Source organism: Amycolatopsis sp. TRM77291 (assembly GCF_054166285.1).
This window is the reverse complement of the sequence record NZ_JBSZHF010000001.1, coordinates 4,665,239-4,687,745: the sequence shown is the minus strand read 5'-3', so window position 1 is coordinate 4,687,745 and position 22,507 is coordinate 4,665,239. Positions and strand designations below refer to the sequence as shown.

General features: G+C 69.2%; 22 protein-coding genes, 1 tRNA gene and 2 pseudogenes. 14 read left to right on the top strand and 11 right to left on the bottom strand.

The window, feature by feature from the left end; translation table 11 throughout:
- Window positions 1-48: 48 nt before the first annotated feature.
- Window positions 49-1,209 (bottom strand): Cys-Gln thioester bond-forming surface protein, encoded by a 1,161-nt coding sequence (locus tag ACXIZN_RS21650; protein ID WP_457956524.1) that lies wholly within the window; start codon window positions 1,207-1,209, stop codon window positions 49-51.
- A gap of 326 nt (window positions 1,210-1,535) precedes the next feature.
- On the opposite strand from ACXIZN_RS21650, the gene ACXIZN_RS21645 reads away from it, so the two are divergent.
- Together ACXIZN_RS21645 and ACXIZN_RS21640 are read left to right on the top strand one after the other, a co-directional pair.
- Window positions 1,536-2,720, top strand: coding sequence for a PQQ-dependent sugar dehydrogenase (locus tag ACXIZN_RS21645; protein ID WP_457956522.1), 1,185 nt, complete (start codon window positions 1,536-1,538; stop codon window positions 2,718-2,720).
- Between the two features lie 118 nt (window positions 2,721-2,838).
- Window positions 2,839-4,107 carry an SON protein gene (locus ACXIZN_RS21640; RefSeq protein ID WP_457956521.1) on the top strand — a complete coding sequence of 423 codons (1,269 nt, stop codon included), beginning with the start codon at window positions 2,839-2,841 and terminating at the stop codon, window positions 4,105-4,107.
- Window positions 4,108-4,182: 75 nt separating this feature from the next.
- Here the strand turns inward: ACXIZN_RS21640 and argG are convergent, their stop codons facing one another.
- Entirely contained in the window at window positions 4,183-5,631 is a 1,449-nt protein-coding gene (gene argG / locus ACXIZN_RS21635; RefSeq protein WP_192745727.1) for an argininosuccinate synthase, read from the bottom strand.
- Between the two features lie 333 nt (window positions 5,632-5,964).
- Here argG and ACXIZN_RS21630 point away from each other — a divergent pair, with 333 nt between their 5' ends.
- Window positions 5,965-7,521: a molybdopterin-dependent oxidoreductase gene (locus ACXIZN_RS21630; RefSeq protein ID WP_457956520.1), complete on the top strand. Its 1,557-nt coding sequence runs from the start codon at window positions 5,965-5,967 to the stop codon at window positions 7,519-7,521.
- A gap of 88 nt (window positions 7,522-7,609) precedes the next feature.
- A complete protein-coding gene (locus ACXIZN_RS21625; protein ID WP_457956519.1) occupies window positions 7,610-8,287 on the top strand; it encodes a fasciclin domain-containing protein in 678 nt (225 codons plus the stop codon).
- Window positions 8,288-8,487: 200 nt separating this feature from the next.
- Here the strand turns inward: ACXIZN_RS21625 and ACXIZN_RS21620 are convergent, their stop codons facing one another.
- The 6 genes from ACXIZN_RS21620 to ACXIZN_RS21595 all read right to left on the bottom strand — a co-directional run bounded on the left by ACXIZN_RS21620 (window position 8,488) and on the right by ACXIZN_RS21595 (window position 12,841).
- Window positions 8,488-8,793 (bottom strand): hypothetical protein, encoded by a 306-nt coding sequence (locus ACXIZN_RS21620; RefSeq protein ID WP_457956518.1) that lies wholly within the window; start codon window positions 8,791-8,793, stop codon window positions 8,488-8,490.
- Window positions 8,790-9,191: an Asp23/Gls24 family envelope stress response protein gene (locus ACXIZN_RS21615; protein WP_457956517.1), complete on the bottom strand. Its 402-nt coding sequence runs from the start codon at window positions 9,189-9,191 to the stop codon at window positions 8,790-8,792. The genes ACXIZN_RS21620 and ACXIZN_RS21615 overlap by 4 nt, the downstream gene beginning before the upstream one ends.
- Window positions 9,181-9,747 (bottom strand): Asp23/Gls24 family envelope stress response protein, encoded by a 567-nt coding sequence (locus tag ACXIZN_RS21610; RefSeq protein WP_457956516.1) that lies wholly within the window; start codon window positions 9,745-9,747, stop codon window positions 9,181-9,183. Before ACXIZN_RS21610 ends, ACXIZN_RS21615 begins: the two co-directional genes overlap by 11 nt.
- Window positions 9,738-10,319 (bottom strand): RNA polymerase sigma factor, encoded by a 582-nt coding sequence (locus ACXIZN_RS21605; protein ID WP_457956515.1) that lies wholly within the window; start codon window positions 10,317-10,319, stop codon window positions 9,738-9,740. The genes ACXIZN_RS21610 and ACXIZN_RS21605 overlap by 10 nt, the downstream gene beginning before the upstream one ends.
- A 154-nt stretch (window positions 10,320-10,473) precedes the next feature.
- Window positions 10,474-11,637, bottom strand: coding sequence for an FAD-dependent monooxygenase (locus ACXIZN_RS21600; RefSeq protein ID WP_457956513.1), 1,164 nt, complete (start codon window positions 11,635-11,637; stop codon window positions 10,474-10,476).
- A 58-nt stretch (window positions 11,638-11,695) separates the two neighbouring features.
- Window positions 11,696-12,841 (bottom strand): CaiB/BaiF CoA transferase family protein, encoded by a 1,146-nt coding sequence (locus ACXIZN_RS21595; RefSeq protein ID WP_457956512.1) that lies wholly within the window; start codon window positions 12,839-12,841, stop codon window positions 11,696-11,698.
- Window positions 12,842-12,978: 137 nt separating this feature from the next.
- Between ACXIZN_RS21595 and ACXIZN_RS21590 the strand changes: the two are divergent.
- Window positions 12,979-13,967 (top strand): annotated as a pseudogene (locus ACXIZN_RS21590) (NAD(P)H-binding protein).
- A 10-nt stretch (window positions 13,968-13,977) separates the two neighbouring features.
- Here ACXIZN_RS21590 and ACXIZN_RS21585 read toward each other — a convergent pair.
- The gene (locus ACXIZN_RS21585) at window positions 13,978-14,415 is read right to left on the bottom strand and encodes a DUF5994 family protein (protein WP_457956511.1); all 438 of its coding nucleotides are present in this window, start codon (window positions 14,413-14,415) and stop codon (window positions 13,978-13,980) included.
- A 144-nt stretch (window positions 14,416-14,559) separates the two neighbouring features.
- Between ACXIZN_RS21585 and ACXIZN_RS21580 the strand changes: the two genes are divergently transcribed.
- From ACXIZN_RS21580 to ACXIZN_RS21550, 7 genes are all read left to right on the top strand, one after another.
- Window positions 14,560-15,708 carry a N(5)-(carboxyethyl)ornithine synthase gene (locus ACXIZN_RS21580; protein ID WP_457956509.1) on the top strand — a complete coding sequence of 383 codons (1,149 nt, stop codon included), beginning with the start codon at window positions 14,560-14,562 and terminating at the stop codon, window positions 15,706-15,708.
- Window positions 15,709-15,781: 73 nt separating this feature from the next.
- Window positions 15,782-16,042 (top strand): hypothetical protein, encoded by a 261-nt coding sequence (locus ACXIZN_RS21575; RefSeq protein WP_457956508.1) that lies wholly within the window; start codon window positions 15,782-15,784, stop codon window positions 16,040-16,042.
- A 9-nt stretch (window positions 16,043-16,051) separates the two neighbouring features.
- The gene (locus ACXIZN_RS21570; protein ID WP_457956507.1) at window positions 16,052-17,443 is read left to right on the top strand and encodes a sensor histidine kinase; all 1,392 of its coding nucleotides are present in this window, start codon (window positions 16,052-16,054) and stop codon (window positions 17,441-17,443) included.
- Window positions 17,440-18,102: a response regulator transcription factor gene (locus ACXIZN_RS21565; RefSeq protein WP_457956506.1), complete on the top strand. Its 663-nt coding sequence runs from the start codon at window positions 17,440-17,442 to the stop codon at window positions 18,100-18,102. The genes ACXIZN_RS21570 and ACXIZN_RS21565 overlap by 4 nt, the downstream gene beginning before the upstream one ends.
- Before the next feature lie 60 nt (window positions 18,103-18,162).
- Window positions 18,163-18,747, top strand: a complete 585-nt coding sequence (locus ACXIZN_RS21560; RefSeq protein WP_257488181.1) for a DUF4956 domain-containing protein — start codon at window positions 18,163-18,165, stop codon at window positions 18,745-18,747.
- A complete protein-coding gene (locus tag ACXIZN_RS21555) occupies window positions 18,744-19,508 on the top strand; it encodes a polyphosphate polymerase domain-containing protein (RefSeq protein ID WP_457956504.1) in 765 nt (254 codons plus the stop codon). The genes ACXIZN_RS21560 and ACXIZN_RS21555 overlap by 4 nt, the downstream gene beginning before the upstream one ends.
- Before the next feature lie 55 nt (window positions 19,509-19,563).
- Window positions 19,564-19,974, top strand: a complete 411-nt coding sequence (locus tag ACXIZN_RS21550) for a hypothetical protein (protein WP_457956502.1) — start codon at window positions 19,564-19,566, stop codon at window positions 19,972-19,974.
- A gap of 19 nt (window positions 19,975-19,993) precedes the next feature.
- On the opposite strand, the gene ACXIZN_RS21545 is transcribed toward ACXIZN_RS21550, so the two are convergent.
- The gene (locus ACXIZN_RS21545) at window positions 19,994-20,146 is read right to left on the bottom strand and encodes a hypothetical protein (protein WP_457956501.1); all 153 of its coding nucleotides are present in this window, start codon (window positions 20,144-20,146) and stop codon (window positions 19,994-19,996) included.
- A gap of 222 nt (window positions 20,147-20,368) precedes the next feature.
- On the opposite strand from ACXIZN_RS21545, the gene ACXIZN_RS21540 reads away from it, so the two are divergent.
- Window positions 20,369-20,445, top strand: a tRNA-Ile gene (locus ACXIZN_RS21540).
- 548 nt (window positions 20,446-20,993) lie between these two features.
- Here the strand turns inward: ACXIZN_RS21540 and ACXIZN_RS21535 are convergent.
- Window positions 20,994-21,276, bottom strand: a pseudogene (locus tag ACXIZN_RS21535) (transposase); the annotation flags it as partial.
- 380 nt (window positions 21,277-21,656) lie between these two features.
- Between ACXIZN_RS21535 and ACXIZN_RS21530 the strand changes: the two are divergent.
- Window positions 21,657-22,139 (top strand): hypothetical protein, encoded by a 483-nt coding sequence (locus ACXIZN_RS21530; RefSeq protein ID WP_457956499.1) that lies wholly within the window; start codon window positions 21,657-21,659, stop codon window positions 22,137-22,139.
- Window positions 22,140-22,507: the final 368 nt, after the last annotated feature.

The window sequence follows — 22,507 nt, the reverse complement described above, 5'->3', positions numbered from 1 at the left end:
AAAACGGGGCCGGTCCACAAAGGACCGGCCCCGTTCTTCGTTCGGTTCTTACGCCTCGCTACGGCGACGGCGCACCAGCAGCACCATCAGCACACCCGCGCCGAGGAGCGCGCCGCCGATGATCAGCGGCATGGTCGCGGAAGCACCGGTGTTGGCCAGCTCGTCGCCGCCACCCGATTCGGCGCCACCGGGGGTGGTGGGGGCCGGGGTTTCGGTGACGGGCGCGCCGCCCTGCTTCCAGCTCGCGGTCGCGTTCGCGGCGACCGAGGTCTTCTCGGACTGCGCGACGATCAGGGACTGGGCGGGCACCTTGTCGTAGTTCTCGCCCACGAACAGGCGGCCGGTGTCGAGGTGGCCGCTGACCTTCAGCGAGAAGGTGCCGGAGCCGTCCTTGGCGTCCTTGGGGACGTCGACGTAGACCTTGGTGCCGTCCTTGATGTCGGCGGCCTTGATCGCCTTGCCGTCGGCGTCGGTGACCTTGACGCCCTCGGGCAGCTTGCTCGTCAGCTCGGTGATGTCACCGCTGGTGGCGATGCTGAACGGGCCGATCCGGGTGCCGGTGGCGCCCGAGGCCTTGGCCGGGCCGATGTCGAGGGTCGGCTTCGGCTGCTGGCCGATGCCGACGTTGTCCTTGCCGACGAGGTAGTCGTAGACCGCCAGCACGTCGGCGGCGGACTCCCCGGCGCCCTCGCCCGAAACCGGGTTGGCGCGCTTCAGGTCCTTGCCGTCACTGAAGTGCCACACCGCGGCCTGCGTCGCGGTGATGGCCTCCTTGACGGACAGGCCATCGTTGAACTTGACGTCGCTCTTGCCGAGCGTGCCTTCGAGCGCCTTCACCGACGCCGCCGGGTAGCCGTGGTGCAGCACCCAGTTGAGCTTCGAGCTGTTCTTGTTGAACGGCGACTTGGTGTCCGGGTACTTGTTCCACGGACGCTCGATCATGTCCTGGTCGGTCCGCATGCCGACCTCGACCTGCACGCAGTACATCTTGAGCTTGCTGCCGTCGGACAGCTTGAGCGTGAACAGCACCGCGCCGGCGGGCTTCCCGCTCTCGAAGTTGATGCCGAACCCGCGTTCGCCTTCCTTTTCGATGACCCGGCCACGCGCCGCGCCGTCGTCGGCGAGGGCGGCCGGAGCGGCCATCGTCAGCGCGACGGCCGCGGAGGCCACCGCGATCCCGCCGCGAACCAGAACTGACCTGCCGTGCATGTGTCTCCCATCCGGATACGGACCACGAATGCCAGTGCCGTGTGCGACCACAGGCCCCGACCGCAACGGCTCGCCCGAGTGGGGGATGAATCATCCCATCGAGCGAGAGCGGAGCATACAGAGGTCATACAAGCGGCTACTCAGGGGTATGGCTCATGTCCGAATTGCCCCGAACGATGGGTGAACGTCAGGAAAACGATCTTGGGCGAGTAGAGAACGGCTCTTCGCCGGAAAGAAACCGACGGAAAGCTCGCGGATGGAGGTACCGCCGCTCCTCCGGTCGCTGTTGAATTGGACCAGACCATTCACTGGTGATTGGAGTCCTCATGACGCGACGGCACCTCCGCCGGGGGTTGTCCCTGGTGGCCGGGCTCGCCTTGGCCGGGACGCTGCTCCCGGCCGCGAGCAGCGCGGAACCCCTGGGAGCGCGGGGAGTTCCGCTCGGCGAGCTGACCGCCACGGCGACCAAGGTCGCGTCCGGGCTGGTCAACCCGACCGCGATCACGGCGATGAACGACGGCAGCGGCCGGATCCTCGTCGTGGAGAAGCGGGGCGTCGTCCGGGCCTACCATCCCCGGACCGGGCTCGCCGCGAAGCCGGTTCTCGACATCAGCGCCAAGGTGAACGGCGCGGACGTCGAGCGCGGGTTGCTCGGGCTGGCGATCGCGAAGGACAGGCGGGTCTACGTCGCGTACACCCGCAAGTCCGACAGCGCGGTGACGCTGTCCCGGGTCCGGCTGGACACCGGCGAGCTCACCGAGCTGATCACCCAGCCGCATTCCGAATTCCCCAACCACAACGGCGGCCAGCTCGCGTTCGGCCCGGACGGGTACCTGTACTGGGGGATCGGCGACGGCGGCGGCGGGGGCGATCCGCTGGCCACCGGGCAGCGGCTGGACACGTTGCTGGGCAAGATCCTGCGCATCGACGTCAACCGCGCGTGCCATCCGCTGAAATACTGCGTCCCGGCCGGCAATCCGTTCGCCGGCGTGGCGGGCGCGCGTCCGGAGATCTGGTCGTACGGGCTGCGCAATCCGTGGCGGTTCTCCTTCGACCCGGCCGATGGTTCGCTGTGGATCGGCGACGTCGGCCAGGGCCGGTTCGAGGAGGTCGACCACCTCGCCAGGGGCAAGGGCGGCGCGAACTTCGGCTGGTCCTGCAAAGAGGGGCCGGTCGTCTTCGACGAGACACGCTGTGAGGACGGCGTGACCTACACCGATCCGGTCTTCCACTACATCTCCGGCGCGGAGGGCTGCGCGGTGATCGGTGGGCACGTCTACCGCGGCAGGAAGTACGCGGCACTGGCCGGCGGGACCTACCTCGCCACCGACTTCTGCCAGGGAACGGCCTGGGCCGTCCGCAAGAAGACCGACGGCACCTACGAAAGCGCCCGGATCGGCGAGTTCCCGCTCGACGCCACCACCTTCGGCACCGACCAGAACGGCGAACTGTACCTCGCCGACGAGACCCCTGGCGGACTGCACCGGATCTCGTTCGCGCGCAAGGGATAGATGCCCGCCCCGGCCGCGTCCGCCCGGCGCGGCCGGGGCACCCGATCGCGTTTCATCAAGTTTTCATCATCGCTCCCTAGCGTGAGGTCGTCCGGTGAAAACAGTGATGGAGGGCGACGTGGAGCAAACATTCCCACCCGGAGGCGCGCAGTGGCCGCCGCCGCAGGGCTGGGTCCCGCAACCGGTACCGGGGCCGCCCGCCCGGAAACCCCGGTGGCTGCTGTTCGGCGGGATCGCCGGACTGGTGGTGGTGCTCCTCGCGGGTCTGACGACCTGGCTCCTGTGGCCGTCGAAAGGGGACCGCGAACCCTTCGAGCAGGCGCTCGCCGGGCTTTCCTCGGCGCCCGCCGTCCGGAACAGCACCTCCGGGGTCGGCGGGATGATCAAGACCGACGTCAAGACCACCGCGCACGGCGAGACGTCCGGCACGATGTCCTTCCGGGGCAAGAAGATCGACATCCTGGTCGTCGGCGGCAAGGTCTACTTCAAGGCGCCGGACGGCATGCTGCCCGGGGCGATGGCGGACACGGGCGGGACCGACGAGCTCAAGGACCGGTGGATCACCGGCGAGGACGCGCTGTTCGGCCCGGCTGTGCAGCAGTTCGAATCCCCGGAGAAACTCGCCGCCCGGCTGCGCGCGGCGCTGGACCGGGCGGAGGACATCCCCGCCGACCAGAACGAGACCGTCCGGGACGTTCCGGCGCTCAAGGCGAGCACGCCGGCGGGTGACCTGTTCGTCTCGAAGGAGGCGCCGCACCGCCTTCTCCGCTACTCCCTGAAAATGCCCGGCGGGATACCGTCCATGCCCGGCTCGGAGTCACAGCCGCCGATGCCGTCCGGCGCCGGCCTCGGTGAGTCCGATGTGGACGCCTTGTCCACGCGGGAGACCGACGCCGTCTACGAAGACCTGACGACGAACACCAAGAAGCTGTCCGGTGCCGTCGACACCAGTGTGCGGTTCGACATGAACGGCGCGGCCACGGTCGCGTGCAGCTCGTCGGGCTGCACGGTGACGGCGAACGTGTCCAACTCCGCCTCGGCCAGCAGCGGCGGGAAGGTCAGCGGCCAGGTCAACGCCACGATGACCGCGAACGTGACCATCGGTGGCCGCCCCGCGGGCAGTTGCCGGGAAACCGCCAGCCTGCCGTTGAACGGCTCGGCTTCGATCACCTGTGTCAACGGCGGAGCCGGGAGCGTCTTCTCGTCCGTCGAGGCGGAAAAGAAGGCGGATGCCGAGGCGCGGTCGAGTGCCTCCGGCGGCGTGCCGGTCCAGTACCGGATCGAGAGTATCGCGTCGGTCGCCGTGCTGGCCGAAGCGATCGGGCAGGTCGAGATCACCCGTCTGGTCGACGAGCTGACGGAACGGCGGTCGAAGCTCGGCGGCTGACCGGATGAAGAACAGCGCCGGGCGTACGGCTTCGATGCCGCGCGCCCGGCGCTTTCGCGTCCCGGTGTTTTCGGGTCAGTCGGTGCCGGATTCGATCGCGGCGTGGTCCAGCAGTTCGTCCTCGGCCGAAGCCTTGCCGCGCGAGGCGATCGCCTGCGCGCCGCCCGCGTCCATGGCCCCGATCAGGCCGGTCGACGCGGCCTGCGCGGCACCGATCAGCGTCGGGTGCCCGCCGCCGACCATGCCGAGCCCGGCGTACTGCTCGAGTTTGGCGCGCGAGTCCGCGATGTCGAGGTTCCGCATGGTGAGCTGGCCGATCCGGTCCACCGGGCCGAACGCCGAGTCCTCGGTGCGCTCCATGGACAGCTTGTCCGGGTGGTAGCTGAAGAACGGGCCGGTGGTGTCGAGGATCGAGTAGTCCTCGCCGCGCCGCAGCCGCAGGGTGACCTCGCCGGTGACGGCCGCGCCGACCCACCGCTGCAGCGACTCGCGCAGCATCATCGCCTGCGGGTCCAGCCAGCGGCCTTCGTACATGAGCCTGCCGAGACGACGGCCTTCGTTGTGGTAGCTGGCGAGGGTGTCCTCGTTGTGGATCGCGTTGACGAGCCGCTCGTACGCCGCGTGCAGCAGCGCCATCCCCGGCGCCTCGTAGATACCGCGGCTCTTGGCCTCGATGATCCGGTTCTCGATCTGATCGGACATGCCGAGCCCGTGCCGCCCGCCGATGGCGTTGGCCTCCAGGACCAGGTCGACCGCGGTGGCGAACTCCTTGCCGTTGATCGTCACCGGGCGGCCCTGCTCGAAGCCGATCGTGACGTCCTCGGGGGCGATCTCGACCTCGGGGTCCCAGAACCGGACGCCCATGATCGGGTTCACGATCTCGATACCGGTGTCGAGATGCTCCAGCGACTTGGCCTCGTGCGTCGCGCCCCAGATGTTCGCGTCGGTGGAGTAGGCCTTCTCGGTGCTGTCCCGGTACGGCAGGTCGTGGGCCTGCAGCCACTCGGACATCTCCTTGCGGCCGCCGAGCTCGCTGACGAAGGCGGCGTCCAGCCACGGCTTGTAGATCCGCAGGGACGGGTTCGCGAGCAGGCCGTAGCGGTAGAACCGCTCGATGTCGTTGCCCTTGAAGGTGGACCCGTCGCCCCAGATCTGGACGTCGTCCTCGAGCATCGCGCGCACCAGCAGGGTGCCGGTGACGGCGCGGCCGAGCGGGGTCGTGTTGAAGTAGGTGCGGCCGCCGTTTCGGATGTGGAAGGCGCCGCAGGACAGCGCGGCGAGGCCTTCCTCGACCAGCGCGGCCTTGCAGTCGACGGCGCGCGCGATCTCGGCGCCGTAGGCCTTCGCCCGGCCCGGGACCGACGCGATGTCGGGCTCGTCGTATTGGCCGATGTCAGCGGTGTAGGTGCACGGCACTGCACCCTTCTCGCGCATCCACGCGACCGCTACCGAGGTGTCGAGGCCGCCGGAGAAGGCGATCCCGACGCGTTCGCCGACAGGCAGAGAGGTGAGTACCTTGGACATGATGGAAGTATATGCATAGGTGTGTATGACCATGCAAGCCGGGGTGAGCAGGGCAACTCGGGTGGGTGGCGTGACTCGCGTGATCACCGGCGTAACTCGCGTGATCAGGGGCGTAACTCGCGAGTGCGGTCTCCAATCACGCGAGTTACGTCCCTGAGCACGCGAGTTACGTCCCTGAGCACGCGAGTTACGCGTTCGGGGTCGTGTCCCTTTCGTGACCTGTCCGCGAACGGGTCCGCCACGAATACTGGGCGAGGCCCTGTGTGAAACCGGCCTTTTCCTTGCGGCGAAAGGAAAACCAGTCCGTGGGCCGGGCGGCGCCGAATACCCGGCATGAAGACTTCGCGGACCGACCGGGAACCACGTCTCCCGCTCTCCGGGGCGGCGCTGATCGGTGTCGTGGCTCTCGCCGCGGCGCTGGCGGCCGGTCATCTGGTGGCCGGGTTCATCAGCGCCAACGCCTCGCCGTACCTCGCGGTCGGTAACGGGGCGATCGATCTGACGCCGGTGGAGCTGAAGGATTTCGCGGTCCGGACGTTCGGCGTCTACGACAAGCTCGTGCTGCTCGGCGGGATGGCCGTCGTGATGGTCCTGGCCGCCGCCGTGGCGGGCATCGTCTCGCGCCGGTCACCGCTTCCGGGGGTCGTGCTGATCGCCGCCTTCGGGTTGCTGGGCGGGCTCGCCGTGTCGCAACGCCCCGACCTCTCGGCCGTCGCGCTGCTCGCGCCGCTGGCCAGCCTGATCACCGGGGTCGGCGTGTTCCTCTGGTTGCATCGCCTGGCCTCGGTCAAGCCCCAGGTCGAGGCCTCGGGCGCCGCGCCGTCACGCAGGTCGGTGCTGGTGGCCGGAGCCGGTGCCGTCGTCGCCGCGGGTGCGGCGGGTGCAGGAGGGCAGTTCCTCGCCGGCACCCGGGACGCGGAGTCTTCCCGGACCGCTATCGGACGGCTCGTTCCCGCCGAGCCGGCACCGCCGATCCCTGCAGACGCGGATTTCGCCAAACTGGGCACGCCGACGTTCCTCACCTCGAACCGCGACTTCTACCGCGTCGACACCGCGCTGTCGGTGCCGCAGGTCCGCGCCGAGGACTGGAGCCTGCGCCTGCACGGCATGGTGCGCAACGAAAAGCGGTACACCTACGACGACATCCGCAATCGTCCGCTGATCGAGCGCACCATCACCATGACCTGCGTGTCCAACGAGGTCGGGGGGACCTATGTGTCCACGGCGAACTTCATCGGCGTCGACCTCGGAGATCTGCTGCGGGAGGCCGAAGTCCTGCCCGGTGCCGAGCAGATCTTCTCGACCAGCACCGACGGCTGGACGGCGGGCAGCCCGGTCGTCGCCGCGCTCGACCCGGAGCGCGGTGCGATGCTGGCGATCGGGATGAACGGCGAACCGCTCCCGGTCGAACACGGTTTTCCCGCGCGAATGGTGATCCCCGGTCTCTACGGCTACGTTTCGGCGACGAAATGGGTCAAGGACCTGGAGATCACCACCTGGAAAGCGCGCCGCGCGTACTGGCTCGACCGCGGCTGGGGTGAACAGGCCCCGATCAAAACGCAGTCCAGGATCGACAGTCCGAAAGGATTCGAAACGGTGCCCGCGGGCAAGGTCCGGATCTCGGGCGTGGCGTGGGCACAGCACACCGGCGTCGAGCGGGTCGAAGTCCGCCTCGGCGCGAACGGGAACTGGCAGCCCGCAACGCTTTCCCGAGAGGTCAACGTCGACACCTGGCGGATGTGGTGGACCGAATTCGACGTGCCGCCCGGCAGTCACCAGGTCACCGTCCGGGCTGTCGACAAATCCGGCTACACCCAGACCGACGCCCGCGCCGGAACCGTTCCGGACGGTGCGACGGGCTGGCACGTCATCAGTTTCACCGCACGGTGATCGGCGTCACTCGAAAGAGTGGCAATCCGATTTCGCGGTAGATCCGAATACCCGGCAAGAGTCCGAAAAACAAATGGAGTGATTTTCCGTGAGCAAGCTTCGCGTCGCAGGAATCGGTTTCACCGCGGTCACCGCGCTGGCCCTGGCCGCCTGCAGCAGCAACGACAGCGCTTCATCCGGCAGCTCCAGCAGCGCCCCCGCGCCCGCCCCGTCCTCGTCGATGTCGGCCCCGATGTCCAGCGCCGCCTCTGGTGACGGGGTCACCACCAACGCAGACGTGTTCGGCCCGGCCTGTTCGCAGCTGCCGCAGGGCAGCGAGCCCGGCTCGCTGGACTCGATGGGCCCGCAGCCCGTCGCCAGCGCCGCCTCGACCAACCCGCTGCTGACCAAGCTGGTCGCCGCGGTGAAGGCCACCAACCTGGTCGACACCCTCAACAGCCAGCAGGCCATCACCGTGTTCGCCCCGGCGGACCCGGCCTTCCAGGCACTGGGCGACGCCAAGTTCAACGAACTCGCCGGCAAGCCCGACCAGCTGGCCCCGATCCTGCAGTACCACGTCGTCGGCAAGCGTTACGACGCCAAGGGCCTGGAGTCCGCCAAGTCCGTGGAGAGCCTGAACACCGCGGGCGGACCGGTCAAGATCGAGGGTTCCGGCGAGAACATGACCGTCAACGGCGCCAAGGTCCTGTGCGGCAACATCCCCACCAAGAACGCCACCGTCTTCGTCATCGACAAGGTGCTGACGCCGGGCACCAACAAGAACTAGGTCCCCACACCATGATCGCGGTGGCCACGCTCCCGGGCGTGGCCACCGCGATCTTCGTGTCAGGGAACGAGCGCGGCGGCGTCGACATCGGTCACGACGATCCGCAGGTCCGCGTTCTCCCACGGGGTTCCGGTGAGTACCGCGCGCAAAGNTGGGGGGGGGGGCCCCCGCGCGGGGGGGGCCCCACCGCGATCTTCGTGTCAGGGAACGAGCGCGGCGGCGTCGACATCGGTCACGACGATCCGCAGGTCCGCGTTCTCCCACGGGGTTCCGGTGAGTACCGCGCGCAAAGCCGCCCCGGCGACCTCCGTGAGCGGCGGGATCGGCACCTCCAGCGCGACCACGCGGATCTCGACGACGTTCTCGGTGATGTCGACGGCCATCACGTCGAGGTCCCACGGCACCGCCGAGGCGGCGGCGGTGGTCGACGGCGTGGCCGCGCGCAGCCCCGGCACCTCGCGCAGCGTGCTCAGCAGGGACGCGGTCAGTTCGGATCGTGCGGTCACAACAGTCCTCCACGGATTTCGATGTCCAAAATGGACACCGAGACGGCCGACGGGGTGAGCCCGGTCGCCTCGGTGACCGCCTTGCCGACGGCACGCTGCACCGCCTGCGCCGTCGCCGCGGCCTGGTCCAGCCCGGAGAGGGAGAGGTCGATCTCCACCCGGACGTCCGGCGGATCGTGCTCGACGAACGCGCGGACCCCTTCCGTCGGCGCCGGTTCGAGGCCTTTGATCCGCTGCCGGGCGATCCGGGTCAGCGAACCGGCCAGGCCGCGCAGCCCGGGTTCCAGGCGGACCACGCCGGGGACCTGGGCCGCGGCGTGCGCGGCGACGGCCGCGATCACCGGCGGGGAGATCACCGTCTCGACCGAGGGTCTGGCCGGGGCCTGCTCACGCGTCATAGATGTCCTCCACCACCAGATCGAGCCGGGCCAGCCGGAGACCCACCCTGGCGCCGGCCGCCGCCGTGACCCGCTCGCGGACCAGGTCCAGCGAGTCACCGTCGAAATCATGCGCGATCGCGAGGCTCAGCTCCACGTCCACGGCCAGCGCGTCGGCGTCTTCCCCCGACCGGTGGACCCGGCAGCGCCGCGCGCGGACACCGGCCACGGAGTCCGCGGCGAACCTGAGCACCGCCGCGACCGCCTGATCGCTCACCTGCACCTCGCCCGGTTCCGGGCTGGCCAGCGGCACGAGGTCGCGGCGCCGCACCTCGGCGCGGATCGCCGACATGATCCGGCTGGTGAGATCCGGCGACGGCTCGGCGTCGTCTTCGGCCAGTTCACTGGTCAGCCCGCGCAGCACCCGGAGGCTTTCGCGGGTCGCCCGGCAGTGCGGGCAGTCGAGTTCGTGCTGGTCCGCCCGGCCGGCGTCGACCTCGTCGAGCCGGTCCCAGATCTGTTCCACATCACGGCCGCACGGCAGCAGGTAGTCCCGGGTCGCGTGGTTCATCGCCATGGCGCCATCACCTCCGCCAACTGTGCTCGTGCTCGCGCGATGCGTCCGCGCACCGCGGTGGTGGTCGCCCCGATCGCCTTCGCGATCTCTTCGTAGGAGCGCCCGTGGACCTCGCGCAACAGCCAGCAGGCCCGTTGCTCGGCGGTCAGCTCGTCCAGCGCCCCGGTCAGCGCCGTCATCTGCGCGCTCGTCTCCGCCGCGCGCTCCGGCCGCCCCGCCGAACCGGTGGACTCCTGCTGGTCCAGCTCGACCTCGGCCACCGGCTTCCTGGCGCGGATCACGTTCAGGCACCGGTTGGTCGTCATCCGATAGAGCCAGCCGACGAACGCCGCGTCCTCCTGCAACTGGTCGAGCCGCCGCCAGGCGACGAGGAATACCTCCTGGACGACGTCCTCGGCGTCCCCTTTGTTCCCGAGCATCCGCAGCGCCAGCCGGTACATCGGCCCCTGGAACCGCAGGACGAGCTGCTCGTACGCGCGGATCTCGCCGTCGCGGGCGCGCGCGACCAGCGTCACGTCGTCCAGCACGGTCTCGCCCGCCGCGAGCGGTTCCGTTCTCGCCGAGGTCGTCATCGAGCGCACCTGTGCAGTGCCGCCATGCCGAAGCTCCCTTCCATCACCTGCCTCCGGTGACACCCGTAAGACACGGCTTCCCCGGAAACGTCACGCGGGAAACTTCGTCCAGCCGAACATGGCATCGAGGACCGCGCACGCCGAAACCGCGTGCTCAGCCCAGCCGGGCGAGCGCGGGGTACTCGTCGAGGGTGATGTCGGTGGCCAGCTTGTCGGTCATCCACAGCATCGAGCGCAGCAGGAGCCGTCGCCGGAACATCTGGTCGCGCAGCTTGATCCGCAGGTTCGTCGGCGGCGCGAGGAACGGGCCGGCGTTGGCGTTGCGGGTCACCTTGGCGTAGCGGAGGAACTTCTCGTCGTACCGGCGGAAGGCGGGTTCGTGGTCGCCGTTGGCCGCGGCCAGCTCGCCCGCGATGACATACGCCGCCACGACGGCGAGCCCGCTGCCGAAGCCGGCCAGCGTGTTGCCGTACGCCGCGTCGCCGAGGAGAACGACACGCCCGGTGGAGTAGCCGTCCATCGTGACCCGGGCGATCGCGTCCAGATAGACGTCGTCCGAGCGCTTGACCATCTCCATCAGTTCGGGCAGCCGCCAGCCGCCGCCGTCGAACGCGGTGGTCAAGATCTCCTTCTGCTGCTCGATGTCGTACCGGTCGTAGCGGAGCTCGGGGGAGGCGAACACGAAGAACGCGTTCGCCTTGGGCCCTCCGGTGGCCGCCATACGGCCGGGCTCGTTGTACATCACCGCGGGGCCGCCGTCGGTCTCGCCGGTCTCGACCAGCGCGTAGTAGTGACCGAGGTGCTTCACGTAGTCCGCTTCCGGGCCGAACGCCAGCCGTCGCACGGTGGAGTGGATGCCGTCCGCGCCGAACACGAGGTCGAAGCGCCTCGGAGCGCCGCGTTCGAAGGTGACGTCGACGCCGTCGGCCGTCTCGGTCAGCGAAGCGATGGAATCGCCGAAGACGTACTCGCAGTCCCGCTCGGTCCGTTCATAGAGGATCCGGGCCAGGTCGCCGCGCCGGATCTCGACGTCGCCGCCGGTGAACTCGCCGGGAAGGACGGCGAGCGGCCGTCCCCCGGCGTCGACGATGGTCTGGTCGAGCCCGCCGGTCTGGTGACGGCGGATCTCGTCGAGGACGCCCATCCGCTCCAGCACGAAGCGGTGGGTGGCGCCCTTGAAGTCGACCGCCTGGCCGCCGGCGCGGAGTTCAGGCGACCGCTCGACGACGGTGACCGCGTAGCCCTGGCGGGAGAGCCAGAAGGCGAGGGCGGGCCCGGCGATGCTGGCGCCGGAGATGAGGGCTGTCCTGTTCGTCATGCCCGGAGCTTCGCGGCCGGTGTTGACGAAGCACTGACAGCCCGCTGACGGCTCCCCGTCAGCTCCAGCCGGGAAAGGGGAGAGTGAGCTGGCCGGGGTCGTCCGGCGGCGCGGTTTCGTAGCGCGGCGGCGTCGCCGACAACCCGATCGGGTTGCGGGTCAGCCGCACCGAGGTGCCGTCGGGGCGCGGGAGATCGACCGTCGGGCTCAGCCCGAGCCGTTCGGCGAGCGCGAACGCGCCCGCGACGTCGTTGACCTCCCCGGCGGGCACCCCGGCCGCGCTCAGCTCCGCCGCCCACTCGGCCGCCGGACGCTTGCCGAAGTGGTCTTCGAGCAGCGCGCGGAGTTCGGCCCGATGCTCGACGCGCGCCGGATTGGTCGCGAACCTGGCGTCGTCCGCGAGCTCCGGCAGCCCGATGACCTCGCACAACGCCGCGAACTGACGGTCGTTGCCGACCGCGAGCGCGAGTTCGTGATCGGCGCAGGGGACGAGCTCGTAGGGCGCGATACTGGGATGCCGGTTGCCCATCCGCGCCGGGACGGTCCCACCGGAGGTGTAGGCGCTGCCCTGATTGACCAGCGCCGCGAGCAGGCTGGACAGCAGGTCGATCTCGACCCGCTGTCCCTGCCCGGTCCGGTCGCGATGGCGCAGGGCGGCGAGGATGCCGACGCTCGCGAACAGCCCGGCCAGGACGTCGACGAGCGCGACGCCGACCTTCTGCGGCTCGCCCGCCGGGTCGCCGGTGATGCTCATCAGCCCGCCGACGGCCTGGATGAGCAGGTCGTAACCGGGCAGCGCGGCGCCGCCGCCGGAGCCGAAACCCGTGATGGAGCAAAGGACGAGACCGGGGTTCGCCGCCAGCAGGACCTCCGGGCCGAGCCCGAGCCGCTCCATCACGCCGGGCCGGAAGTTCTCGACCACGACGTCGGCCTCCAGGGCGAGCGCGCGGGCCTGGGCCAGGTGGTCCGGATCGCCGAGGTCCAGCGCCACACTCGTCTTGTTCCGGTTCACCGACTGGAAGTACGTCGCCTGACCGGCGGCGTCGTAGGGCGGGCCCCAGCTGCGGGTGTCGTCGCCGGTGCCCGGCCGTTCGACCTTGATCACCGTGGCGCCGAGGTCGGCCAGCAGCATCGTGGCGAACGGGCCGGCGAGCACCCGCGAGAAGTCGAGGACGCGTAGCGGGCCGAGTGCGGTTTCGGGCATGGGCCCGACCCTAAGCGGACGCTCGCGCCCGCGAAGTTGTGATCGCGCTCACGAACCCATTACTTTCCTCTAGGTACCTACTATCTCCGGGAAGGTAGCTTCGGTCGCGTCAACGAAACGCGAACCGAGGAGTGATCATGATCGTGGTGACCGGAGCGACCGGGAACGTCGGACGGCTGCTGGTGGAAAACCTTGTCGCCGCGGGAGAAGAAGTGACGGCGGTGTCGCGCCGGATCTCGCCGTCGGACGTGCCGGACGGCGTGCGGACCGTGCGGGCCGATCTCGCCCGGACCGAAGGACTGAAAGAGGTCTTCGCCGGAGCGGACCGGGTTTTCCTTCTGACGTCGGGAGAATTCATGGCCGCGGGCGGCGATGTCGCGGAGGTCGTCGCGGCCGCCGGTGACGCCGGGATCGTGCTCTTGTCGTCCCAGGGGGTCGGGACCGGGCGGCACGCGCCCGCGTTCGAGGAGGCGGTCAAGGCGGCGAGTCCGAAGTGGACAGTGCTGCGGCCGGGCGGCTTCGCGTCGAACGCCTTCCAGTGGGCGCCGGCGATCCGGGCCGACCGGGTCGTCGCCGCGCCGTTCGGCGATGTCGCGCTGCCCGTCATCGACCCGGCGGACATCGCCGACGTCGCGGCGGCCGTGCTGCGGGAGACCGGCNGAAGTGGACAGTGCTGCGGCCGGGCGGCTTCGCGTCGAACGCCTTCCAGTGGGCGCCGGCGATCCGGGCCGACCGGGTCGTCGCCGCGCCGTTCGGCGATGTCGCGCTGCCCGTCATCGACCCGGCGGACATCGCCGACGTCGCGGCGGCCGTGCTGCGGGAGACCGGCCACCACGGCCGGACCTACGTGCTCACCGGACCCGAGCCCATCTCGCCCCGGCGGCAGGCGGCGGATCTCGGCGACGCGCTCGGCGAGCCGCTGCGGTTCACCGAACTGAGCGAAGACGAGGCGCGCGCCGCGATGTCGGAGTTCATGCCGCCGGTGGTCGTGGAGGCCACGCTTTCGATCCTCGGCAAACCGACCGAAGACGAAGCGCGGGTGAGCCCCGACGTCGAGACGGTGCTCGGGCGGCCGGGGCGCACCTTCGCCGACTGGGCGGCGCGCAACGCGGCGGCGTTCAAATGACGCTTTGCCGTCATTCGCCGGTGAGCAGCGTCTCGATGTCGTCGACGTTGTCCCGGTGCGCCGCGGTCATCAACAAGTGGTGCGCGAGGCCCGGCTCGGTCTCCGGCGGCACGACCAGCAGGGTCAGCCGCCGCCTGCCCGCGGTGCCGATCACCGTCACGGTGTCGGTGTGCTGCGAGTGGAACCCTTCGAGCCGGACCTTCCCGCTCTCGACGACGAGCCGGCGGGGAGTGGACGGCCAGGCCGTGAGGTTGTAGGTCACGCGCTCGACGTGTTCCAGCTGGACGGCCAGTACCACCAGCAGGAACGGCAGTTCCGCGGCGAGATCACGGGAGGCGGGCCACCACGCGCCGTCGACGTGACCGGTGACGGCCGCTTTGGGCTTCAGGCGCAGGCGGGCGACAGGTTTCGGAGGGGCAACGGTGTTCCTGTGCGAGACCGTCGTCATGGCGGTGCTCCGTCCCGGGCCGAGCGGCCGGATGGGGCCGAGGACGACGCCGGCTCGAACGCCTGCGCACGAGATGCTCTCGGACACCCCGAGTCTACGCCTGGACCCTGAGTTTAGACTGAAGGTCTAGTTAAGGGGCCCCAAGTGGACCAGCTCACTCTCGGCGTCATTTCCCGCTCGCGCAAAGAAAACGAGTGGCGGCTTCCGATCCATCCAAGACATGTCGAGCGGATCGAAGCCGGACTGCGGAAGAACATCTTCCTCGAAACCGGATACGGCGAACGCTTCGGCGTCCCGGACGAGGAACTCGCGCCCCTCGTCGGCGGGATGCGCTCCCGTGAGCGGCTGATCGCGGACTGCGACGTCATCCTCCTCGCCAAACCGCTCGCGGAAGACCTGGCCGAACTCCGGCCGGGGCAGGTCCTGTGGGGCTGGCCGCATTGCGTCCAGGACGACAAGCTCACGCAGCTGGCCATCGACCGGAAGCTGACCCTCATCGCTTTCGAAGCGATGAACCATTGGCGCGGTGACGGTTCCTTCGGTCTGCACGTCTTCCACAAGAACAACGAACTGGCGGGCTACTGCTCGGTGCTGCACGCGCTTCAGCTGATCGGCTCGACGGGCGACTACGGCCGTCGTCTCCGCGCGGTCGTGATCGGCTTCGGCGCGACGGCGCGCGGTTCGGTGACGGCGTTGAACGCGCACGGGATCCACGACGTGCACGTCCTCACCCATCGCGGCGTCACCGCGGTCGGTTCGCCGATCCACTCGGCGAACATCGTGCATCTCGACCACGAAGTGCACAGCACGGGCGACCTCCGCCGCAGTCACGCGATCACCGAGCACGGTCGCGTCCCGGTGGCCGAGTTCCTCGCCGGGCACGACATCGTCGTCAACTGCGTACTGCAGGACACCAACGCCCCGTTGACGTTCCTCGTCGAGGAAGACCTCGCCGCGTTCAAGCCGGGAAGCCTGATCGTGGACGTTTCGTGCGACGAGGAAATGGGGTTCAGCTGGGCGAAGCCGACGACCTTCACCGAACCGGCCTTCCCGGTCGGCGGCGTCACCTACTACGCCGTCGACCACAGCCCGTCCTACCTGTGGGACTCGGCGACCTGGGAGATCAGCGGCGCCCTGCTGCCGCATCTGAAGCAGGTCCTCGGAGGGCCATCCGCCTGGGCCGCCGACGAAACCCTCGATCGGGCGATCGAGATCGGCGAAGGCACGATCCGGAATCCCGACATCCTGGCCTTCCAGCACCGCGCGCCGGAGTATCCGCACGCGCACCGGTGAGGCGCGGGCTCGATGAGAAAGTTCTCATCGAGCCCTCATCGGTGACTCACCCACGCCGGGCAACCTGAGTGGTATGCGAGTCCGAATCATCGTCCTGGCCGGGGTCGCCGCCGTCGTGGTGGCGGCCGCCGGCACGTTCGCCGTCATCGCGGCCACCGCGGCCTCGCCACCCGATCTCGGCCCGGCGGTGGTCGCCCCGGCCGGGCGGGCCGTCACCGGCCCGGGTGAAGCGGGGGCGCCGCCCGCCGTCGTCCCGCCCCGGCTGGCCGGGCACGACGACGACGTCGATGATGACCCTGATGACGCCGATGACCACTTCGACCTCGACGACTGAGCGGGCCAGGTGAGCGCCCGCGCCCGGATCCTCGCGTGGGTCCTGCTGGTCGTGCTGCTCGCGCTCGCCGGATCGCTGCTGGCCACCCGCACCGTCCTGCACAACCAGCTGGACCAGCGTCTCGACAACGAGATCGCCCACGAGACCGGCAAGCTCAGGGCCTTCCTCGCGTCGCCCGACGCCCGCCCGGCCGGGCAGCCCGCCACCGTCGAGGCGGTCCTCGGCCGTCACCTGGAACGGAACCTGCCCGAGAAGTACGAGACGTTCTTCTCGATCAGCGACGGTGCCGCGTCGAGGCGGAGCGCGATCGAGCCGCCGGTCCGGCTCGACACCGACCCGAAGTTCGTCACCGAGCTGTCGCGGGCGACGAGCCCGGCGTACGGCACGGTCACCACCGCGGTCGGATCCGCGAGGTACGGCGTCGTCCCGGTGACGATCGAGGGCTCGCCGGGCCGCGGCGCGCTGGTGATCGTCGAGTTCGTCGACCACGCCGCCGGCGAGATCAACGACGTCGTCGGCGTGATGGCCGCGATGTCCGGGGCCGCGCTCGTGCTGGCCGGGCTGATCGGCTGGCTGGTCGCCGGCCGCATCCTCGCCCCGGTGCGGGAGGTCCGCCTTGCCGCCGAGCAGATCGGCGAGACCGATCTTTCGCGCCGGATCGAGGTCCGCGGCTCGGACGACGTCGCCGCGCTCGGGCGCACCTTCAACACGATGCTGGACCGGCTCGAAAGCGCGTTCGCCGGGCAACGCGAGTTCATCGACGACGCCGGGCACGAACTGCGCACGCCGATCACCATCGTCCGCGGCCATATCGAGCTGATGGGCGACGACCCCGGCGAGAACGCCGCCACCCGGCATCTGGTCCTCGACGAACTCGGGCGTATGCAACGGATCGTGGACGACCTGCTGGTCCTCGCGAAGTCCGGCAACCCGGATTTCCTCACCCCCGGTGAGACCGACCTCGCCGATCTCACCGTCGAAACCCTCGCCAAATCGCGGCCGCTGGCCGACCGCGTCTGGCGGCTCGACGCGGTCGCCGAGGTGAAGGTCCGCGCGGACGGCCAGCGGCTCGCGCAGGCGTTGCTGCAACTGGTCTCCAACGCCGTCCGGCACACAACTCCCGGCCAGGAGATCGCCCTCGGCTCCGAGGTGACCGCGACGACGGCGCGGCTCTGGGTCCGCGACAGCGGCGAGGGAGTCCCGCCGGAATCCAGAAGCCGGATCTTCGAACGGTTCAAACGCGGCAGCAACTCGAGCGGCGACGACGGCGCCGGGCTCGGCCTGGCGATCGTCGCCGCGATCGCCGAAGCGCACGGCGGCCGTGTCCTGCTCGACACCGCGCCCGGCGAAGGCGCGCGGTTCACCATCGAGATCCCCGTCGCGGAAGGTGTGGACCGGTGACCAGTGTGCTGGTGGTGGAGGATTCCGCCCGGATCGGCGCGTTCGTGGAGAAGGGCCTGCGGGCGCAGGGTTTCGCGACCCGCTGGGTCAAGACCGGCTCCGAAGGGCTGACCGAGGCGCTGACCGGCGCGCACGACCTGGTCGTCCTCGATCTCGGCCTGCCGGATCTGGACGGCTCGGATCTGCTGCGGGCCCTGCGGGCGGCCGGCCGGACGGTGCCGGTGATCATCCTGACCGCGCGGGACAGCGTCGTCGACCGCGTCGCCGGGCTGTCCGGCGGCGCCGACGACTATCTGGCCAAACCGTTCGCGTTCGAAGAACTGCTGGCCCGGATCCGCTTGCGGCTACGGGGAAATGCCGAAGCCGAACCGGCGGTGCTGCGCGCCGGGGAGCTCTCGCTCGACTTGCGAACACGGAAGGTTTCGGTGGCGGGGGAGGAGAAGGACCTCACCGCCCGCGAGTTCGCGCTGCTGGAGACCTTGCTGCGCAACCGCGGCCAAGTGCTGTCACGGGAGCAGCTGCTCGGCGGGGTCTGGGGCTTCGACTTCGACCCCGGGTCGAACGTGGTGGACGTCTACATCCGGTACCTGCGCGGGAAGATCGGCGCCGAGCGGATCGAAACCGTGCGGGGCATGGGGTATCGGCTCGGTGAGTCCTGATGAGACGGTTCTCATCCGGCTCTCACGGCGGTCTCTTCTTGTGCCGTCACAGTGGTTTTCATGACCACGACATTGCTTCATCTCGCCGTCGACCTCGTCGCCGCCGTGATCCTCGCCTACGGAATCTACGCCCGTCGCCACCACCGCGGTGACCTCGCCTGCGCCTATCTCGCGCTGAACGTCGGCGTCTGCGTTTCGGTCGCGGTGCTGCTTTCCGTGTCGACCGCGAGCGCGCTCGGGCTGGGTCTCTTCGGCGTGCTGTCGATCATCCGGCTGCGGTCGGATTCGATCAGCCAGCAGGAGGTCGCGTACTACTTCGTCGCTCTGGTGCTGGGGCTGGTGAACGGCCTGCCGTCCGCGGACTGGCGGATCGTCGCGGTCTTCAACGTCCTGCTGCTCGGCGTCATGTACGTCGCGGACCACCCGTCGCGCACCCGCGGCCCGCAGCGGCGCACGGTCGTGCTCGACACCGTCTATCCCGACGAACAGACGATGCTGATGGAACTGCGGGCACGGCTCGGCGGCACGGTCGTGCGGCACAGTGTGTCCGAAGTGGACTATGTCCGTGAGGTGACCGTCGTGGACGTCCGGTTCCGCCCGGACGCCGCCGCGGTCGTCCACGGCGCCCCGGCGGGGCACCGGTGAGCGGGCGCGGGACGGCCACCGTCGCGGCGGTGGCGAAAGGGCTTCCTTCGCTGTCGCTGGCCGAAGTCGTCGCCACGAGCGGGCTGATGAGCCGCACGGACCGCAAGTACGTCCTGCCGCTCAACGACTTCCTTGCCGTCACCGGGGTGCTGTCGCCGCGCTGCCTGGAGATCGACGGGCAACGGGTGTTCGGCTACTCGTCGACGTATTTCGACACGCCGGATCTCGCGATCTACCGGGCACACCGGCAGGACCGGCGGCGCCGGTTCAAGATCCGCACCCGGACCTACACCGACTCGGCCGACACCTACTGCGAGCTCAAGGTCAGCGGGAAGCGCGACGAGACGGTCAAGGTGCGCCGTCCGCACCCGGCCGAGGCGGCACACGGCCTGACCGCGCCCGCGCTGACGTTCCTCGACGACGCGCTCACCGCCGCCTACGGCCGGCCTGCGCCACGGCCGCTGACTCCCGCGCTGGTCACCGACTACCGGCGGACCACCCTCGTCACCGCCGACGCGCGGATCACCTGTGACACGTCGCTGGTGTGGCGTTCGGGCTCGCGGAGCCTCGCCGCCGGGGGCGATCTGGTGCTGATGGAGGTGAAGTCGGCTTCCGAGCGCAACAGCGTCACCGAGGCGCTGGCGAAACTGCGGATCCGGGAGCAGTCGGTGAGCAAATACTGCGCGGGCCTGGTGGCGCTGGGGCTGGCCACCGGCGGGAACCGGTGGCGACCGGCGCTGCGGCGGCTCGGCGTGGCGTAACGATCGCGGCACGGGCGCCGACCCTTGCTTTCGGGTTCCGAGCGAGGGAGAACGAATGAGGATCAGAGAGAAGGCCGCGCTCGCCGTGGCGGGGCTGGCCGTCGCCGCGGCCGGGGGCACCGTGTTCGCCGGGACTTCCGGTGCTGTGGGCCCGTCGCCGTCGCCGAGCGTGCAGGCCGCGGAGACGTCGTGCGTGACCGACGGCGCCGGGATGTGCACCGTGCAGCACGCGCTGGGCGCGGTCCCGGCGGTGGTGGTCGTCTCGGCGAACACGCCGGGTCAGTTCAACGCGTACATGCTGAACACGGTGCAGGGTTCGTACACGGCGACCACGTTCCAGGTGCGGGCGATGTTCGACCAGACCACGCCGAAGGCCGGTGGGACGATCTGGTTCAGTTTCGCGGCCTATGGCGCGCCGATTTCGCAGCCGACCACGTCGAGGTTGTTCCCGCCGGCGGGCGGCTGACAGTCCAAAAAGGACCGGCCTACCGCGGCGGCGGCCGGTCGTCCAGCTCTTCGGCGAGGATCGCGTCGATACGGAGACCGGCTCGCCGCAGTACCCGGATGCTCGCCCTCAGTAACACCACGGCGACGAGGACGGCTATGACACCGAGCCCGATGGCGACCGGATTCGCCACGAGCGCCTCCCTGCCCGCTGGGCCCGGACGGCGCGCCGCCCGGCGTTGGTCCCTGAAACTTAGACGAGACGGCATGGCCCGGCGCCGGAAACCAGCTGATCGGCCTAGGCGACCGTGGCAGGTGAGCGCTGTGATAACTTGGAGCGAACTGGGACTTCTGTGCGTTCGCAAACCCGCTGATCGGGCTGGGACGGCTCCCGCGGAGGTGTCAGGGCACCGTTGGGGCCGGTAGCTCAGTTGGTTAGAGCAGGGGACTCATAATCCCTTGGCCGTCGGTTCGAGCCCGACCCGGCCCACCACATCAAAAATCGTTGTCGACCTGTAGGAATGTTGGTCCTTCGGCGGCAATTTCGCCTCGGCGTCAATCGCGACTGGGCTCCGTTATGTCTCCGTTTGATCCGGCGTGCCCATAGTGGGAGAAGTGCTCTCTGTGGAGCCGGTTGGTGGCGAGCACTCCCAGCTGGATTCTTTCGGTGTGTTCCAGGAGTGCGGAACGGCCAGCGGGCCGAAGACGGCGCCGAGGTTCACCGACGGCATGGAGGTCTTCGGTGGCCTTGCGCAAGGGTTTGTGTGAGATGTTGATCGCCAGGAGTTCGGGGATGAAGCGTGGTGGGTCGACATCCACGCGGAGTTCGCCGATCCGCTGCGCGCGTCACGGATCATGACGGCGGACAAGCATCGTCAAGTTTTCGATGCTGCGGCGGCACCAGAGCTGCTGCGCCGCGCAGAACCGAGGAACCCCATGCCTGACGTTCAGGGGGTGCTCTGAGCGCTTGAGGTGCGCGAGGCGATCGATTCCTCCGATGCCGGGTTGGACAGGGCCGCGAACGTTTGGGTCTGCGGTTGCCGTTCTGGCGGGGTGTTCGCCCTTGATCGAACTGCCGGAGAGCTGGATGACCGGGGCGGTCTCGGCGTAGGCGGCGGGGTGCCCGGAGGTTTTGAATCCGGAGGCGTCGCCGATTTCGCGGAGGATGTGGGTGGCGGTCCTGAGGCCGATGCCGGGCATCGAGGGCAGGACCTGGGGGGTATCGAGGATCTACTCGACCTCGTTGGCGACAGTTTTCCGTTGCTGGAGAACGGTTCAGGCGGTCGGCGAGTCTGGGCAGGATCTTGTCCGCGGCGGTGTGCCCGCGAGGGCGACTCCGCCCCTGTCGGCGTCACTTCGCTCATGGGTGGTCGCCGGACACGTGATCATCCTCTTCGCGTGTCCGCCCACACGCTCCCAGCCTGTTCGCAACTGCACTCCTGGTAGCCTCCCTTCACTTTGGATGGGGGAGATGAGCGCAAGATGCCAAACGTAGAGTGCCTCGGCTATCTGAGAGCCGGCCGAATCGCAGTGGTTGTCGCCGCGTCGGCAATGCTATGGCTAGTTGGGTGTTCGTCGGACAAGTCTGGTTCAGCGCCGCAAGGCAAGGTCGCCGAGAGCGTGGCCCCGTCGTCCGCTGACCCGGATACCAAGGCGTCCACTCCAGACGCTTTGTGTGCACTTCTCGCACCGGCTGAGCTGTCGATGCTCACCGGAGAGGTGTCCGATCCGAAGGCTTTGGCTGTCGGCGGGCTGCCAGCGTGTCATTGGGAGACGCCTGCCGGGGGGCGCGTCCAGGTGATCGGTGCGTCAGCCGGAACGTGGGCAACGCAATTGCCCGCTGCGATCGAGCAGGTGAAGAGGGCGGGACTGCTCGACGATCCGGAGACGGCTCGCAAACTGGAAGCGGCTCGCGACCTGATCGCCTCAGGCAAGGAGATCGCGTCGGATCGTGCCTGTGAAATGTTCTCTATGCTGCTGGAGGTTCAAGGATTACCGGCCGGCAGCTCCCGCACCGTGAACCTGATTCCCACTCGGGAGAACCCCAAAGCCATCAACGGACAAACCTGCAGCGGAGGGAGATTTACGTCCGTCCAGCTCGTCGCGCCGGACCTGAGCGGCGCCGACGAGGAGGTCTCGAAACTGTCGAGCGTGCTGACCAAGGCACACGAACGCAACCGCGGCTAAGCACCATCCAGCCGCGGTTGCGTGCAACAGCGGGCCTCGACGGTGTTCGGTATTGACGCATTCAGTGATTCAGGTCAAGTGTCGGGGATGTCGCCACGGAGGCGAGATTCCAAGGTAGGGCTTGGTTGGCTTCAGAGTCATGCCCAGAACTTGACCCAGTGCCGTATGTCCTCCGAGGTTGCCGGCATTATCCCGAGGCCGGACTGCTCGACCACGCCAGTTCCTGGTCGTGCAGGGCAGCGCTGGCCGTTCGCGGCCAGCGAGGATCGCAACATGTCCGACAGCGCGGCAAGCACGTTGCTATGGCGCAGCGCTGGCCGTCCGCGGCCGGTGAGGATCGCAACGAATGCCTTGTGCTGTAGGTGATC

Coding starts and splice junctions, on each gene's coding strand:
- ACXIZN_RS21600 (WP_457956513.1), bottom strand. CDS start 11,637: ATGACGAACAGGACAGCCCTCATCTCCGGCGCCAGCATCGCCGGGCCC.
- ACXIZN_RS21575 (WP_457956508.1), top strand. CDS start 15,782: ATGCGAGTCCGAATCATCGTCCTGGCCGGGGTCGCCGCCGTCGTGGTG.
- ACXIZN_RS21605 (WP_457956515.1), bottom strand. CDS start 10,319: ATGACGACCTCGGCGAGAACGGAACCGCTCGCGGCGGGCGAGACCGTG.
- ACXIZN_RS21560 (WP_257488181.1), top strand. CDS start 18,163: ATGACCACGACATTGCTTCATCTCGCCGTCGACCTCGTCGCCGCCGTG.
- ACXIZN_RS21615 (WP_457956517.1), bottom strand. CDS start 9,191: ATGACGCGTGAGCAGGCCCCGGCCAGACCCTCGGTCGAGACGGTGATC.
- ACXIZN_RS21630 (WP_457956520.1), top strand. CDS start 5,965: ATGAAGACTTCGCGGACCGACCGGGAACCACGTCTCCCGCTCTCCGGG.
- ACXIZN_RS21645 (WP_457956522.1), top strand. CDS start 1,536: ATGACGCGACGGCACCTCCGCCGGGGGTTGTCCCTGGTGGCCGGGCTC.
- argG (WP_192745727.1), bottom strand. CDS start 5,631: ATGTCCAAGGTACTCACCTCTCTGCCTGTCGGCGAACGCGTCGGGATC.
- ACXIZN_RS21550 (WP_457956502.1), top strand. CDS start 19,564: ATGAGGATCAGAGAGAAGGCCGCGCTCGCCGTGGCGGGGCTGGCCGTC.
- ACXIZN_RS21530 (WP_457956499.1), top strand. CDS start 21,657: ATGCTCACCGGAGAGGTGTCCGATCCGAAGGCTTTGGCTGTCGGCGGG.
- ACXIZN_RS21610 (WP_457956516.1), bottom strand. CDS start 9,747: ATGGCGATGAACCACGCGACCCGGGACTACCTGCTGCCGTGCGGCCGT.
- ACXIZN_RS21595 (WP_457956512.1), bottom strand. CDS start 12,841: ATGCCCGAAACCGCACTCGGCCCGCTACGCGTCCTCGACTTCTCGCGG.
- ACXIZN_RS21650 (WP_457956524.1), bottom strand. CDS start 1,209: ATGCACGGCAGGTCAGTTCTGGTTCGCGGCGGGATCGCGGTGGCCTCC.
- ACXIZN_RS21585 (WP_457956511.1), bottom strand. CDS start 14,415: ATGACGACGGTCTCGCACAGGAACACCGTTGCCCCTCCGAAACCTGTC.